Here is a 14,286-nt window from a genome sequence, read left to right as displayed (position 1 = left end):
CCGGCTTGTCAACTTGTATCCCTAATATAATAAAACATGAGAGTAAAAATAAAATATAAAATCGCCGCCCTCCTTGTATTTTCCATTACAGGAACAGGAGCCTATAACAGTCCGGCGGACAGCTATTACAACAGTCAAATAGCGCAGGGAGTGCCATCGGGGGAACTACCCTCTCAAAGCTATTATAACAACCATCTGCGTGCAGGAGGAGGCGACGAGTGGGAGGAGGATGACGGACCCGGTGGCACAGGTACAGGCGGCAACACAGGTGTAGGTGTGCCCCTGGGTGAAGCCTGCCTGCCTGCACTGGCTTCCAGTATGCTGATATACGGCATTTATGCCCGCAACAAAAGGCGCAGGGAGGGTGATAACAGTCCGGTAAACGAACACACAAACGACTAATATATATAAACAATTAAACTAAAAAAGATTATGAAAATAGTAAATCACACAATCAAGAGCCTGTTGCTGGCAGCGATGTTGTTTCCGGCAACCTTTACGGCATTGCACGCTCAGGTAACCATTGGTTCGGGCATAGAGCCTACAAAGGCTGCCTTGTTGGAACTGAAAACACAGCAGACAGCCGGAGCTGTCCCTTCCGTTATCGATGATGCCAATATAACTTCCACGACAGGCGGCTTGTTGCTTCCCCGCGTCAAACTGGTAAATGTCAATACGATGCAGCCGTTTATTGCAGACGATAATGCCGATTGGGTTGCTAACACAAACTCTATTAAAGAGAAACTTGCAGGGCTGATGGTTTATAACCTGACCAATGATGGGACTTTCTACCCCGGGGTCTATACCTGGGACGGTGCTACCTGGATGACCTCTGAGGCTAATCCTGCCGTCTCTTCCATTACCGGACAACCCAAAGCCTTCACCTTCTACGAATCCGGGGAAGGAACAGCCGATGCCCTTGAATTCATTGTCAACGGCCCGGGTACATGGACTTATAAATGGTACCAGGTAACGGGTAATAACATACATGTGCGTATCGGCAAGCCTGTGGGTGAAGCCGGAACGATATATACAACTGCAGCATCGGCTAATGCAGCCGGAGCCAACACTTCGAAATTCAAGCCTCAGGCTATACTCAAAGGCACTACCCGCAATGCGAATAATACCGGCTTTTACAAATTCTATTGTATCGCCGAGAGTGACCAGGGCGCGAAACTGACCTCTGAAACGGCCGAAGTGGCTGTGGGGTGCGGGGCTAAGGATAATCTGGGCGAATGGGTCTCTTTTATGTGCTTTAACCTGGGCGCTACCGAACAGACCATTGCCGGCCAGATAGGACACCCGATGACTTTCTCTCACGCTAACGATACGGATGGTAAGCATTATTACATTGCAAATGAAGAACAGGTTTACGGCGATTTATACCAGTGGGGACGTATTGGTGACGGGCATGAGAAGCGCGGACAGGCACAGGGCTTCAAACCCGGAGCGAACACTGCAGGTACTAATCAGGTAGCATACGGCACAGGGCCAACTTTCGAGGATGGCGAGATACTTGGTACTTCCCAGCGTTATCCTTGGCGACAGGTAGCACGTTCTACCACCCATTATGGTAATTTTATCCTTACCGGTTCTGCTCAAAATTACAATTGGGCATTTAGCCTGCCGGCTAACCAGATAGACCAGATCTGGCGTACAAGCCGTTTTGCACCTAACGACCCTTGCGCTAAAATAAATGTTGACGGAACAACCTACACTACCTATTATCCTGCGGCGAGTTCAAGCACTGCCGGCGGGGCTGCCACTACCAATTGGCGTATGCCTTCGCAGGACGAATGGGGCAGTATTTTCAAGGGCGGGGGTATAACAGGCGCCAGGACAACCGCCACAGCTAACACTTGGGAGTGGAACTCTAGCAATGGGCGTGGTATGGAGATTAAGCCGGACGGAGAAACCACTACCCTGTTTTTGCCCGCTAGTGGCTACCGGTACGGCGGTAATGGTTTGCTCTACCACCAGGGTTCGAGCGGCCGCTACTGGAGCAGTAATATCCTTAGTACTAATGCCTACTACCTGAACTTCTACAGTGGTACGGTGAATCCTGCTTACAGTAACGCCCGCGGCCTCGGCTTCGCGTTGCGTTGCATCAAAAACTAATTCGATTTATTTGACTATTTGGTTAATTTGACTATTAATCGTACCGCATTAAAAGCGGTACGATTTAAAAAAAAAATACCGCGAAGCGGTCGAACGAAATTTTTTTTTGAAAAATGGGATTATCTCGTTTTTCCGGCACTTAAGGATGATTTTTACACATTTTATTTAAAATAATCATGGTAATATCCGAAAAAATACTTCATAATTCATTACATGAAGTCTGCCTTTATAAAGAAGGCATATTCTGGATTGCTTATGAGCAAAGCGCTTATATGATTTCCCTTGTAAAAGAACTGAAAGCGACCAAAAAGCTTGTAAAGAAACTTAACAAGGAAGTTATAAGTGTTGGTTTTCCCGATTCGAGTCTGGACAAAACAATATCCATGTTCAGATTGAAAGAACGTCGGGATACATTGGTTATAATGGAGGCTGATAGCCCGTGTGATGTCGATGCTTTTCTTAAATGGAAGGATTGTACGGAAATATCAGTTCCTCATTCGGGCGCACCGGTTATACAACAACTTACGCCTTTACAAAATGATAACGAAACAGGTGTTACAGAACGCCTACTGGCATTCGATATCGGAAATTCAACCCCAGTGGAATGTTTCTTGTTCTTGAATGAACTCCAACAGAGTATTATAAAGAAGTAATGGCGCTTTACGAGAATCTGCCGGTTTATAAAGTAGCATACGACCTGTTGTTGCAGGTTTACAGATTATGCACTAATATGGAACGTTCCTACCGTTACTCATTGGGCGAACGTATCCAGAAAGAAATGACAGAACTGATACTCAACATTTACCGTGCCAACAGTAGCCGTGAGAAAAAGACATACATACAGGCAGCAAAAGAAAACATAACTGTGGTAAGGCTTTTGTTCCGGGTGGCTCATGATTCCAAACAGCTCCAGGTGAAACATTTTGTCAGTGTTAACGAGCAAATAGAAAGTATCAGCAAACAATTGACAGCATGGGGAAAAAGTGCTATATAAAAATATTCGTCCGGAATGGACAAGCACTGATAAGTGAGAGTTACGGCCGGTCGTCAGACTACCGTAAGAGGCTTGTAAATTCAGCAAACCACTTGGATGGTTTTTTCCACTGTTCAAACGAAAATAACAACAGGATGAAAGTGGATTCCTCCCGAGTTAAGATTTTTTTTAGTGTTTGCTTTTTTTTGCCCGCTAGTGGCAACCGGAACAACGGTAATGGTTTGCTCTACAACCAGGGTTCGAACGGCAACTACTGGAGCAGTAATATCCTTAGTACTAATGCCTACAACCTGAACTTCAACAGTGGTACGGTAAATCCTGCTAACAGTAACAACCGCGGCAACGGCTTCGCGTTGCGTTGCATCAAGAATTTGCACAGTGCTCTGTGCCGGTTCCGGACGATTTTTAATAAAGTATACAGACATGGACAACATTTTAGATACAGTTGATATGTTGAAGGTAGACCTATTCAAGGCATATTACGATGCTCGCAGGCATAAACGTAATACGGTAAACCAACTGAAGTTCGAAGTGAACTTCGAGAGGGAGCTGCTTTTATTATATAACGAAATTATAAACCGTAATTATAAACCACGCCCTTCGATCTGTTTCATAGTCGATGTTCCCGTAAAGCGGGAAGTATTCGCCGCCGATTTCCGAGATCGCGTAATCCACCATTTATTATGCGGATACATCAATCCCATTTTCGAAGATTTATTCATAGAAGATAGCTACAGTTGTCGCAAAGGTAAAGGTACGCTCTATGGCATACAACGCGTAGACGGGTTTATCAGGGAATGCAGCGAAAATTATACCTGCGACTGCCATATACTGAAACTGGATATACGAGGCTATTTTATGAATATCGACAAAAATATTCTGGCCTCTCAATTAGAGAAGTTGCTGACAGAGGACAGGATTAACAAAGCCTATGGCGATAACCCGCAACCCGACTGGGAAATTGTGCGTTATCTGATTAAAGAGATTATATATCAGGATGTAAAGCAAGATTGTATCATAAAAGGGATAAATGCCGACTGGAACGGCCTGCCCCGCTCAAAGAGCCTTTTCCATACACCTGTCGATAAGGGATTGCCCATCGGGAACCTTACCTCGCAACTTTTCAGCAATGTATATATGCATATTTTCGATAGCTTTATAAGTTCGTATCCCAGTATCGAATACTATGGCAGGTATGTGGACGACTTTGTTATTATTCATAGGGATAAGAATTTTTTGAAAAAGCTAATCCCTCAAATCAGAGACTTCCTCACGGCAAATCTGCGTCTGGAAGTTCACCCTAATAAAATATATTTACAACACTATACAAAAGGAGTCACGTTTTTGGGTGCGGTAATTAAACCCAATCGCATATATGTTGCAAACCGTACTGTGTTTCATTTTAAGAAAGCACTCCATACCTATAACCTCCGCCTACGAAACCAAGAGCCACCCTCTAAAGACGAACTGCTGAAAATGAGGGCTACCGTAAATTCTTATCTGGGAGTTATGCGACATTTTAAAACATACAACATGAAAAAGAAAATACTATTGGGTAAGCCGAACGAACTGTTCAGATACGGATATTTTACGGCTCACCTGAACAATTATAAATTGCATGGGAAAACCAAAAAGGAAATCACAAAAACGGATATTCCTTTCCCTATCCCGGTTCCCCAATATAATGAGCAGGAATCAATGAATAATGATGCCTCAAATAAAATAGAAAACGTTGAATATATATAATGCGCAAAATAATTATGCTTTTTAAAATACTGCTGTTGTTATTACTGTTACCTTGCTTTGTGAAAGCCCAGACCCTCGAAGTTGAATTGCCATACTGCTCAGGCAGGGAGTATTCACTCTGCCTGCTGCAAGGTACAGGGCAGGATACTATTGCTATGGGAGTGTTGGATGACAAAGGCAAAGCTATAATCAGTTTTCCTCTAAACTACCGGGGCGTAGGCCGTCTGACGATACAGCAGTGCGGGCATATGCGCAATATAATACTCAATGGAGAAAAGCGCATTACATTAAGCCAGGCGGACAGTCTCGAAGCCAAAACCATATTTACACATTCGCCCGAAAACAGTTTTCTGATTGAAGCCATGGCAAAGCAGAGCAGGATACTTAATGACTATTACCACCTCGCCAATGGCCAAACGGAGCAGTTTATGGTATTCGCTTCTCCCGAACAACGTATGAAGGCGGTAGAAAATGAATACAAGGCTTTTCGGGGTGAGATTAGCGGTAGTCCGCTCTATGCCGCCCGTGTACTTGAAATACTCAATCTGTTGACGGGTGTCGGCAGTTCGTTCATTATTTCAGAGCAGCAGATGTTGGAAGAACAGCGCGGGTTTATTGTCAATAAGGTGAATTTCAACGACCTGTACACCAGTGGATTTTGGAGCCAAACGCTGGAAGCATGGGTACAAATGACCTCGCAAAACGATACTTTACTCTTAGCCAATGCCCGGCACATGCTCGACCGCTGCGGAGGTGATATTCCCATCCGCCGTGAGCTTACACAAGCCATTATCCGTCTGTTCTCGAAATATGCGAAAGACAGTTTATTGGCAGAACTTGGTACCGAATACCTGACCATGCCCCTGAACGGGCAACTTGCTCCGGAAATAGTTGCCCCTGATGGCACATCCTTTATCCCCAAAAGCAGCCTGATCGTCTTTTACGAAACAGGTTGCGGCAACTGCCACTACGAGCTCGAAAACCTCAAAGCAAAATATTCTCTTTTGTCCAACGAACATAACGGCCTCAGAGTAATCTCCATTGCCGCCGATACCGGCAAAGAAGTGCATGAGGAAACATCGGCAAAGTTGCCATGGGCGGATAAATTTTGCGACTTCAAAGGATTTGACGGGGACAACTTCAGGAATTACGGCATTGTAGGTACACCCACTTATATACTGACTGATAAAGAGGGCATTGTCAGGGGAAGGTATGCACAGCTAAAGGAATTAATAAAAGATTAAGTAATTGTTTAAGTTGTTACAAAGAATACAGAATAATGATACTTTCAACAGTTCCCCACATTTAGCCTGATTAAGTTGTTTAACCACTCTTAATGGGGATATCTGTTGTTCTCTCAAGGGAGGTATTATCTGAGAAGATCGCGCCTCCCGTTATTAAAAAAACGAAGAAATAACGTATAAAGTGTATATAATAATAGAATAACAAGAGAAATACTATGTTCGATGCGTTAAAACAACTGATAGGGATAAAGAAGAAACAGATACTTCTGTCTGTTCCGGCTTACTTCCCACTCTGGCACAGCCGTTTCGGGGAAGAGACGCAGTTCAGGCAGCGCATCACCGCCGGAAAGAATCCCAAGATACACGCCTTTAAGCAAAATACCCGCTTCTGGGACGAAATGCTTGCCAAATACCGGACGGGCGGTTACAGGCTTATCATTTGCCATATGGGCGACGCCCCCGACCACAGGGAGTATTATCCCATCCTGCACGCACATCGGATGGATATACAACGGGCCTGCTTTACCGGGCGGAACGACATATTGCTGATCGATGGCAAAGACATACCGGCAAGGATGGTAGCCCTGAACGAAGGATTGGAAGTATCCGATATGCTGGAATGGAAAAAGAAAGTAGGAACAAGGAAGTTTTGTATCGTTCATTTTACCGGATTCAGGTATTGATGAACGGAGGAAAGACATAAGTTTCAATTTGATGTGTGAGGCAGCTACCCACTGTGAAGTCAAGGCTGCCTTTTTTATAAATATGTCAACCTGTTTTAGGACGATTCAGATGATAATTAAAAATATAATAAGAAAGATATATATGTTTTTTAAGCGAAAGGGTAAATACCACGATTATTCAACAGAGCATAGTAGTCTCAGGCAAGGCCTGTCGATAATAGGCGATATCGAATCTCCCGAAAATATACTTATCGACTGTCGGATAGAGGGTAATATCACTTGTGGCGGGCGCATTATTGTAGGTAAGGATGGCAATATACAGGGCAATATCCGGGCTGCTATCGCTGATATACACGGCAAAGTTACAGGAGATACGGATACAGCAGAATTGCTGGTCTTACGCTCCACCTCACAGATTGAAGGACGTATCACAAGTGCAGGGCTTGAAGTAGAACAGGGAGCATCCATCAAAGGCAGTTGTTGCGTCGTTGCAAAAAACCGAAACGAGAGAGTAACCGAAAAAGAGATATACGATATAAAATGAGATAGTTCGAATGGATAATACACCGGCTGATGAATAATTAACGGTTGAGACAAAAGCTTTGTTCACTTCCAAAATGGACAATAAGACTCAATCAACCAAAAAATTAACTCAATTATTTATCATTAAAACCGATGTGTTATGAACAAATTTGTTTTACCACTGAAAGAAGAGGTCTATGCTTTGCTGGACGAGTTGGAAAAAAGAGAAGATGACATTCTCAAAAAAGCGCAGGAAGGTGCGCAGTTGATGGAAACAGCCATCGAAAAGATGAAAGAGTTCATCACGGGATACAAGTTTATTGACGAACAGGAAGAAATCAGTTTTTTCAAGGAGGTCAAACCCCGGCTGTCGTGCCTGCTCATCTTTTACCGGAGCGTTTATCTGATCGAGATAAACCGCCCGCAGGGAGGCCGGCAGGCGCAGATAGCTTACCTGAAGGGAGAACTGGATAAATTGTCCGGTTATTTTGAAGAGAACAAGTATTACTACCACTATTACCGTTCGGGTGACTGTAGCCTGGATAGGTTGTATTTCCTGCGGGGAAAACCTACGCCGGGTGCGCACACCGATATTTTTTATTTCGAGCGTGATCCTTCGTTTGCGACCAACTGTGACTTCAAGATGTCGGAGATATTAGCAAACGATATGTTGGAGTCGCATCTGGTAGTGGAGATAGATAAGTTGGAAGGCAAGGATTACGGCGATGTATATCCTGCAAGCGGATTACTCTGGACTTTATCCAAATCCGATCTGTGCGAGATAGCTATCTCCCTGTACCTGCTCGAATCGTTTAACGGGGGACATATTACCCAAAAGGAATATATGAAGCGCATCGGGCAGGCATTCAATATCGAACTGGATAATTTCTCGCGGGTACTCTATGACCTGAACATACGCAATAACCCGACCCGCTTTCTGGACAAACTCAAAGAGGCATTGACTGATTATCTGAAAAACAGCAATAATAAGTTTAACAATAAAACAATCAAGGACATAAGATAACCTGTAAAGAATAAAAAAATGAATTGAATTTATTAGTAGTATTTGACCGGGCATAGCCCGGAATACATCAACGGAATCCACTCTCAAATCTTTTTACGGAAAAACTGGTAATTTTTTAAGATAAGAAAGAATGAAGAGTTGAAATTCGCGTACCATAATTATATGGCGTGGATTGCAGCTTTTTTCTTATCTGGGTATACCAGTGCCCCCTATGTTGTAATCCAAATAAATCACAGATTATTTTTTCAATTTAACATATTCAGCTATCTTTATCTCAGGAAGTTGAAGAGGAATCGGGCTCTGCTGAGGAGCAACCTGCCAGCAATAAACTTCCTGTGTTACACTGTAACAATATACGGGAGGATGGTCGAATCGGCTATCCTCTTTTTGTATAGTTACAGGCATCACCCTATGGCTAAGAAAACCTAAAAAAGAATCCTATAAAAACAACCTCCTATCAGTAGATCGTGATTTTATTCACTACTACATTTCCTTTTTCAGTTCTTACAAGACAAATTGCCGCATTCTCGTAGTAGCAGACTCCAATAGCTGCATGGCACTGGTTGCGGTCATTTAGTATATCGATTGTTTCTATGGAAATTATTTAACTGTACAAGGGACATATGCCTTCTGATTTTTCAAAACAAAATAAATCCGGTTTAATAATTTTCTTGCGATGCGGACAATAGCTTTGTTGGCTTCCATCTTTTTTACATATGTGTTATAACTTAAATTCAGAGCCGGATCTTTCCTTGACGCAATCCAGGCACTTTCAATAAGTGTCGATTTCAAGATCTTCTTCCCACGAAAACTAAGTTCCCCTTTATTTTCCTTTTCCCCTGAGGAATGACTCATGGGAATAAGCCCTACATATCCGGCTAAATGGTCTGTGTTGCTAAAGCGATTAATATTTTCAAGCTCTGTTAATAAAGTAATGGCTGATATAAATCCGATACCCGGTATACTTAAAAGTAAATCCATTTGATTTTTATATTTTTCTGACTGGAATAATTTCCGGATACTTCTTGTGATATCCAATAGCTTCCTGCGCTTTTCTTCTGCTTCCAGAATAAGTGAGTTCAGGCTCATCTTCCCTGATTCATATTCTAATACAACATCATTTTTCAGCCAATTCATAAATCCGCTTGACCAATGTTTTGCCGGATGAGAGAATTGTTCCGGATAATGTATCCCATAGAAGTATAGGAATGATTTAAGTCGTAACTTTATCCGAACCATATCCCGAACTAACATATGTCTTGTTCTGACCAAAGAACGGTCTTGCAAAGTTTCCATAGTTGGTATATGTATGCATTCTAACATTCCGGACTGTAACGAACGGGCAATCTTTCGGCTGTCAACAGGGTCATCTTTATAAATTTGCTCTTTTTGAGAAGTAGGGACATCAGCAGGATTTACGACAATGTTATTTACTCCCATTGCCGTTAAACTGTAGTGAACCCAAAAGCCGCAGAATCCGGCTTCATAGGCAGAATAATAATTTGCTCCGGGAAAGTTCCTTTCCAAATAATTGACCAATGTCTCAGGACAGGGTGGTTGTGTAAATCTTTTGTGTTGTATGGTTTCTGTGAAAATTGATACCGTCCAACTCTTTAAATGAACATCAATACCTACATAGATATTTTGTCCTTCAAAATTTAGTTCTTTTCTTTGTGTGAGCATAAGTCCTTGAATTTTTATGGTTTGTAATTGCTAATCCAAATATAAGAATCTTGTGATTTATGCTTTTTTTATAATCCAGTACAAACATAAGGACTCGTAATAAAAAGTATGGCGGTCCACGCTTCTTTTTCAAACATATTTCTTTACCATGTCTGCACCGGCATCCCCAAATTCCAAGTTTTTTCAGATGAAACCGGTAAAAACGGCTGAAACTAAATGAGGATATCATTCTTATTATAAGCCTTATAGAAGAAAAAATAAAAATACATATTCCAACTTTGGAATACGAATGCCCTTCCTTTCCGAACTTTGCCTATCAGAAATAACGATAAAACATCCGGTTATGGAAGAAGATACCGACAACAGTATGGAGCACCTGCACCGCAAGCTGGACGAGATACTGCGCCTGATTAAAGCCAAGAACAGGCTTAACGGCGAACACCTGTACGACAATCAGGACCTGTGTATAATGCTCAAGCTAAGCAAACGCAGCCTGCAACGCCTGCGAAGCTTCGGGATACTCCCATACCTTCAAATCGGGCAAAAGACCTTCTACCTCGAATCAGACGTGATGAAATATATACAGGACCAGATCGACAATAAGAAAACCCTGGGAGACGATGATAAGGAGCAATTATAATATGAAATAAAAGCAGCGTAAAATACAATAAACAAGTCTGTGACTTTTCTCCGTTTTCTATCTGACGATCCCGGCGCTGACATAGCCCGGGATTTTTTTTTGCAAAAACTGCACTTTCGCCTTTCATACTACCAAACGGACGCCAAACACTGCCAGGGACCTGTAAAGACGGTTATTCATGATTTTTTAACCATAAATTAGCCTCCGGAATAAATAACGTACCCGTTATCCCCGGGCAAATTATTCCACGAAAGAGTTAATTATCCGATTTATTCATCTATTGCCGGTGGTACAACCCTCTGCCGGCAGTTTGTAACCTGTAACTAAAAAATGAAAGAAAATTTGAAAGACCGGGATGTCCTGTTGGTAAAAGAAAAAGACAGTGACAAACTCAATGTCGTCACCGGAATGAACGATGATGGTACACTTAAGACCGCCAAACCCGAACAAAAGAACGAACCGGAGTTCCTTAAAATCGACAAGCAGGGAAATGTATTGGAGAACTTTATGTCCAATTTCCTGCGCCAGAGCAAAGAGCCGACCCATTTCCATTTCTTTAGGGCACCCCTGAATGCATTGGAGAATGTAGCCAATGTACTTGGATCCATGCTCAAAGACCCGGAAAACCCGTCCAACAAGAAGTTTCTGGACGAACACCGTGTACTGCCCGAAGCATTTTCAAAAAAGGAGTACCGCCCCATCGAGGAATCGCGTATCGACTGGTCGCAGTTCGAACAGTTGGGAATAAAAAAAGAGATGATTGATAAAAACAGCCTCGACAAGCTGCTCAACTGGCAGAAGACTCCCGTATTGCTACCAGTCAAAGCCGAAATCGGCGATACGGTTATCCGCACCGATGCCCGCCTGTCACTGCGAGAGAATGCCGAAGGCAAACTGAACTTAGTTATTCACGCCATACGCAAAGAGCCGCAATTAGACGGGTTCGTATATGGAACAAGGCTGAGTCAGGAAGATAAGAAAAACCTGCGGCAGACAGGCCATGCCGGGCGGCTGGTAGAGATAGAACCGGCCAAAGGCGAGAAAATGCAGGCTTTCCTGTCCATCGACAAACTGACCAACGAACTGGTGGCTATTCGCGCCGACCGCATCAAAATACCAAATGAAATCAAAGGCATTGTCTTGGATGAACAGCAGAAGAAGGACTTGTCCGAAGGCAAGGCCATCTATCTCGAAGGGATGATGTCGCGCAAAGGGGAAGGCTTTAACGCCGCCGTACAGATCAATGCCGACCGGAGAAGTTTGGAATTCAAATTCGACAATACACCCGGATTGTCGCAGGATCAAAGACAAAGCCGCGGGCAGGACGGGCTGCCGAAATTCCATATACCAACAAAATTATTGGGAGCGGAACTTAGCAAAGAACAGCAGGATAACTTGCGCGAGAACAAAACCATCTATGTCACCGGCATGACCGACAGGGCCGGGGAATCCTTCAATGCCTACATCAAAGTCAATACCGAAAAAGAAAAACTCGATTTCTTTAAGTGGAACCCTGATAAAGCACAAAAAGTTACTCCCGACAATAACAGTAAGACCCAGGTTGCTGTCAATTCCGAAGGCAAGATCAACGAAGCGACCAAAAACCTCAAAGAACCGTTGAAGCCGGGGCAGAAGAAACCGACAGAGCAACAATATAAGCAGGAGGAAAAGCGGGAACAGCAAAACGAGCAAAAACCTGTAAAATCCAGAGGCATGAAAATGTAGAAAATCCAAAAGGGCCTGTACCAAAACAAACAGCGCTTGGGTATCCCTCCCAAGCGCCAAGCTAATTATCCAAGTATCCGGTCTAACCCGATCAGCCTCACGGCTGCCTACTTAAAAAAAGTAGAATAACTTGAAGTGAGGCAAAGGTAGGGCTTATTCCGGTTTTATACCCACGAATTAAAGTAAAATTATGAAAAAGAAGAATAACCGTCCTATGGAGTTATCTTATTATAGATTAACTCTGTTATCCTACCTCAAAGAAAGCCATCCGCAATTAGCATCGGACATCGGATTTATCAAAACCAGGGCCGATGAAGCAAGCCAAGCATATAGCGATGCCGTCAAAGAAGGCTTATCCCAGGACGAAGCCTCGGAACTGGCCAACCTGACCTTATTGCGTAACCTTCTGTTTTCACAGTACGATACAATTATCAATGTGTTGTGGAACGAGTTTCCGGATATTGTCCCGCAGAGTAAAGCCAAGGAATATGCAACGAAAATCCTTTCCCAATGTGAACAGGTATTCCTGCAATATCCCCTATCGGATGAGTTTGCTTACAGCGAAGAATACAATACCCTCTATACGGAACTGACAGGTTTTATTTCCTTCTGGCTGGAAGAAAACGAGTTGTAAGATGAGCTATAACAAAAAGGCTCATCTGAGAGCCAATATAGACGCTATCCGTACCGCCCTGATACTCGACAAGGAGAAAAGAGCGGCAACGGATCAGGAAAAGGAACTGATGCAGGCTTATTCCGGATTCGGGGGATTGAAATGTGTCCTGAATCCGGCAAGCTCTCTATCGGATATCAGTCGGTGGGCAAAATCCGAACTCGATTTATTCCCGTTGGTGGCGGAACTGCATACTGTCCTGCGTGAGCATACATCATCGAAAAAAAACTATAAGAGCTATTTCGACAGCATACGCAATTCGGTACTGACCGCCTTTTATACACCTCCCGAGGTGGCACAGGCTATCGGCGATGCTATTAAGGACAGCGGCATTGAAGTAAACCGCTTCCTCGACCCTTCTGCCGGGATGGGTGAGTTCTCCCGAGGTTTTGCATTCGGGAACAATATCGAGCAAATCAGTTTTGAAAAAGATTTGTTGACCGGAAAAATATTATCCAATATATACTCCGGCGATAAAAATAACAGGATAAACATCGAAGGTTTTGAAACCATTGAGAACCGGTATAACAACTATTTCGATGTGGTATCCTCCAATATACCATTCGGGGAGATAAATGTATTCGACCCTGTTCTCAGCAAAAACAAGGATGATACCATGCGGCAATCGACCAAAGCCATCCACAATTATTTTTTTGTAAAAGGCGTCGAATCATTACGCGAAGGTGGTATTATGGCTTTTATCACTTCGCAGGGAGTGATGAACTCACCCAATAATGAACCGGTACGTAGGTGGCTGATGGAGAATACCAGTCTGGTATCGGCCATCCGCCTGCCCAATAACCTGTTTACCGATTATGCGGGAACTGAAGTCGGCAGCGACCTGATTGTTTTACAGAAGAATACTGGAAAAAACAAACCCTTGAATTTTTGGGAAGAGCTTTTTGTCACCAGTAGCCGTTCACAAGAAACTGAAATCTATAACAATGATTATTTCTACAATCTGGGGCGTGTGGTGCAAACCCGATCACAGATAGATACTGACCCTTACGGTAAGCCGGCACAAGTGTTTTACCACGACGGAGGTATGGACGAAATAGCCCGGATAGCAGGTAAAATGCTGGCTGCCGATTTAAAGGATAACCTGGACATTGAATTATACAATGCACATACACTTTCCATCAAGCAACAGCTCAACGAAGAGGATTTAAGGCAATTCGGGGTTTATGCAGCCGAAAAGGAGCGGGAATTATGGGAACAACGGCCGCCGACGCCC

17 protein-coding genes are annotated in these 14,286 nt (G+C 43.4%); 13 read left to right on the top strand and 4 right to left on the bottom strand.

All coding sequences use genetic code 11. The features are described 5' to 3' along the window. Positions 1-36: 36 nt before the first annotated feature. The 4 genes from D0T53_RS07390 to D0T53_RS07375 all read left to right on the top strand — a co-directional run bounded on the left by D0T53_RS07390 (position 37) and on the right by D0T53_RS07375 (position 3,112). Positions 37-402: a hypothetical protein gene (locus D0T53_RS07390; protein ID WP_163266408.1), complete on the top strand. Its 366-nt coding sequence runs from the start codon at positions 37-39 to the stop codon at positions 400-402. 30 nt (positions 403-432) lie between these two features. Further along, entirely contained in the window at positions 433-2,118 is a 1,686-nt protein-coding gene (locus tag D0T53_RS07385; protein ID WP_163266406.1) for a hypothetical protein, read from the top strand. Between the two features lie 176 nt (positions 2,119-2,294). Next, positions 2,295-2,771 carry a hypothetical protein gene (locus tag D0T53_RS07380; protein ID WP_163266404.1) on the top strand — a complete coding sequence of 159 codons (477 nt, stop codon included), beginning with the start codon at positions 2,295-2,297 and terminating at the stop codon, positions 2,769-2,771. Continuing rightward, positions 2,771-3,112, top strand: coding sequence for a four helix bundle protein (locus D0T53_RS07375; protein WP_163266402.1), 342 nt, complete (start codon positions 2,771-2,773; stop codon positions 3,110-3,112). Before D0T53_RS07380 ends, D0T53_RS07375 begins: the two co-directional genes overlap by 1 nt. 113 nt (positions 3,113-3,225) lie before the next feature. Here D0T53_RS07375 and D0T53_RS07370 read toward each other — a convergent pair whose 3' ends face one another. Continuing rightward, positions 3,226-3,537: a hypothetical protein gene (locus D0T53_RS07370; protein ID WP_163266400.1), complete on the bottom strand. Its 312-nt coding sequence runs from the start codon at positions 3,535-3,537 to the stop codon at positions 3,226-3,228. Between D0T53_RS07370 and D0T53_RS07365 the strand changes: the two genes are divergently transcribed. Next, entirely contained in the window at positions 3,536-4,858 is a 1,323-nt protein-coding gene (locus D0T53_RS07365) for a reverse transcriptase domain-containing protein (RefSeq protein ID WP_163266399.1), read from the top strand. The two genes, D0T53_RS07370 and D0T53_RS07365, sit on opposite strands and share 2 nt — an antisense overlap. Then, positions 4,858-6,102 (top strand): hypothetical protein, encoded by a 1,245-nt coding sequence (locus D0T53_RS07360; RefSeq protein ID WP_163266397.1) that lies wholly within the window; start codon positions 4,858-4,860, stop codon positions 6,100-6,102. Before D0T53_RS07365 ends, D0T53_RS07360 begins: the two co-directional genes overlap by 1 nt. Positions 6,103-6,329: 227 nt before the next feature. Here the strand turns inward: D0T53_RS07360 and D0T53_RS13465 are convergent, their stop codons facing one another. Then, on the bottom strand, positions 6,330-6,548 hold the full coding sequence (locus D0T53_RS13465; protein WP_221411510.1) for a hypothetical protein: 219 nt from the start codon (positions 6,546-6,548) through the stop codon (positions 6,330-6,332). On the opposite strand from D0T53_RS13465, the gene D0T53_RS07355 reads away from it, so the two are divergent. From D0T53_RS07355 to D0T53_RS07345, 3 genes are all read left to right on the top strand, one after another. After that, positions 6,549-6,785: a hypothetical protein gene (locus tag D0T53_RS07355; protein WP_221411509.1), complete on the top strand. Its 237-nt coding sequence runs from the start codon at positions 6,549-6,551 to the stop codon at positions 6,783-6,785. A gap of 142 nt (positions 6,786-6,927) precedes the next feature. Continuing rightward, positions 6,928-7,329: a polymer-forming cytoskeletal protein gene (locus D0T53_RS07350; RefSeq protein ID WP_163266393.1), complete on the top strand. Its 402-nt coding sequence runs from the start codon at positions 6,928-6,930 to the stop codon at positions 7,327-7,329. Between the two features lie 138 nt (positions 7,330-7,467). Continuing rightward, positions 7,468-8,331, top strand: a complete 864-nt coding sequence (locus D0T53_RS07345) for an RteC domain-containing protein (protein ID WP_163266391.1) — start codon at positions 7,468-7,470, stop codon at positions 8,329-8,331. A gap of 237 nt (positions 8,332-8,568) precedes the next feature. On the opposite strand, the gene D0T53_RS07340 is transcribed toward D0T53_RS07345, so the two are convergent. Both D0T53_RS07340 and D0T53_RS07335 read right to left on the bottom strand, forming a co-directional pair. Beyond that, positions 8,569-8,736, bottom strand: a complete 168-nt coding sequence (locus tag D0T53_RS07340; RefSeq protein WP_163266389.1) for a hypothetical protein — start codon at positions 8,734-8,736, stop codon at positions 8,569-8,571. A gap of 195 nt (positions 8,737-8,931) precedes the next feature. Beyond that, positions 8,932-10,014, bottom strand: coding sequence for an IS110 family transposase (locus tag D0T53_RS07335; protein WP_163209360.1), 1,083 nt, complete (start codon positions 10,012-10,014; stop codon positions 8,932-8,934). Positions 10,015-10,303: 289 nt separating this feature from the next. Between D0T53_RS07335 and D0T53_RS07330 the strand changes: the two genes are divergently transcribed. From D0T53_RS07330 to D0T53_RS07315, 4 genes are all read left to right on the top strand, one after another. After that, entirely contained in the window at positions 10,304-10,654 is a 351-nt protein-coding gene (locus D0T53_RS07330; protein ID WP_163266387.1) for a helix-turn-helix domain-containing protein, read from the top strand. 330 nt (positions 10,655-10,984) lie between these two features. After that, positions 10,985-12,379 carry a DUF3945 domain-containing protein gene (locus D0T53_RS07325; RefSeq protein WP_163266385.1) on the top strand — a complete coding sequence of 465 codons (1,395 nt, stop codon included), beginning with the start codon at positions 10,985-10,987 and terminating at the stop codon, positions 12,377-12,379. 190 nt (positions 12,380-12,569) lie between these two features. Beyond that, on the top strand, positions 12,570-13,013 hold the full coding sequence (locus D0T53_RS07320; RefSeq protein ID WP_255489409.1) for a DUF1896 family protein: 444 nt from the start codon (positions 12,570-12,572) through the stop codon (positions 13,011-13,013). 1 nt (position 13,014) lies between these two features. Next, positions 13,015-14,286, top strand: a 1,272-nt coding sequence (locus D0T53_RS07315; RefSeq protein WP_163266383.1) for an N-6 DNA methylase, incomplete at its 3' end; no start/stop codon positions are given.

The sequence above is a fragment of the Dysgonomonas sp. 216 genome (genome assembly GCF_010501065.1).
GTDB lineage: Bacteria > Bacteroidota > Bacteroidia > Bacteroidales > Dysgonomonadaceae > QVMM01.
Note: the sequence above shows the minus strand (reverse complement) of the source record. Positions and strands in the feature narration are given on the sequence as shown.

What these genes read in the sequence shown, in the direction of transcription:
- D0T53_RS07390 (WP_163266408.1), top strand. Translation starts at nt 37, where the DNA reads ATGAGAGTAAAAATAAAATATAAAATCGCCGCCCTCCTTGTATTTTCC.
- D0T53_RS07385 (WP_163266406.1), top strand. Translation starts at nt 433, where the DNA reads ATGAAAATAGTAAATCACACAATCAAGAGCCTGTTGCTGGCAGCGATG.
- D0T53_RS07380 (WP_163266404.1), top strand. Translation starts at nt 2,295, where the DNA reads ATGGTAATATCCGAAAAAATACTTCATAATTCATTACATGAAGTCTGC.
- D0T53_RS07375 (WP_163266402.1), top strand. Translation starts at nt 2,771, where the DNA reads ATGGCGCTTTACGAGAATCTGCCGGTTTATAAAGTAGCATACGACCTG.
- D0T53_RS07365 (WP_163266399.1), top strand. Translation starts at nt 3,536, where the DNA reads ATGGACAACATTTTAGATACAGTTGATATGTTGAAGGTAGACCTATTC.
- D0T53_RS07370 (WP_163266400.1), bottom strand. Translation starts at nt 3,537, where the DNA reads ATGTCTGTATACTTTATTAAAAATCGTCCGGAACCGGCACAGAGCACT.
- D0T53_RS07360 (WP_163266397.1), top strand. Translation starts at nt 4,858, where the DNA reads ATGCGCAAAATAATTATGCTTTTTAAAATACTGCTGTTGTTATTACTG.
- D0T53_RS13465 (WP_221411510.1), bottom strand. Translation starts at nt 6,548, where the DNA reads ATGGCAAATGATAAGCCTGTAACCGCCCGTCCGGTATTTGGCAAGCAT.
- D0T53_RS07355 (WP_221411509.1), top strand. Translation starts at nt 6,549, where the DNA reads ATGGGCGACGCCCCCGACCACAGGGAGTATTATCCCATCCTGCACGCA.
- D0T53_RS07350 (WP_163266393.1), top strand. Translation starts at nt 6,928, where the DNA reads ATGTTTTTTAAGCGAAAGGGTAAATACCACGATTATTCAACAGAGCAT.
- D0T53_RS07345 (WP_163266391.1), top strand. Translation starts at nt 7,468, where the DNA reads ATGAACAAATTTGTTTTACCACTGAAAGAAGAGGTCTATGCTTTGCTG.
- D0T53_RS07340 (WP_163266389.1), bottom strand. Translation starts at nt 8,736, where the DNA reads ATGCCTGTAACTATACAAAAAGAGGATAGCCGATTCGACCATCCTCCC.
- D0T53_RS07335 (WP_163209360.1), bottom strand. Translation starts at nt 10,014, where the DNA reads ATGCTCACACAAAGAAAAGAACTAAATTTTGAAGGACAAAATATCTAT.
- D0T53_RS07330 (WP_163266387.1), top strand. Translation starts at nt 10,304, where the DNA reads ATGCCCTTCCTTTCCGAACTTTGCCTATCAGAAATAACGATAAAACAT.
- D0T53_RS07325 (WP_163266385.1), top strand. Translation starts at nt 10,985, where the DNA reads ATGAAAGAAAATTTGAAAGACCGGGATGTCCTGTTGGTAAAAGAAAAA.
- D0T53_RS07320 (WP_255489409.1), top strand. Translation starts at nt 12,570, where the DNA reads ATGAAAAAGAAGAATAACCGTCCTATGGAGTTATCTTATTATAGATTA.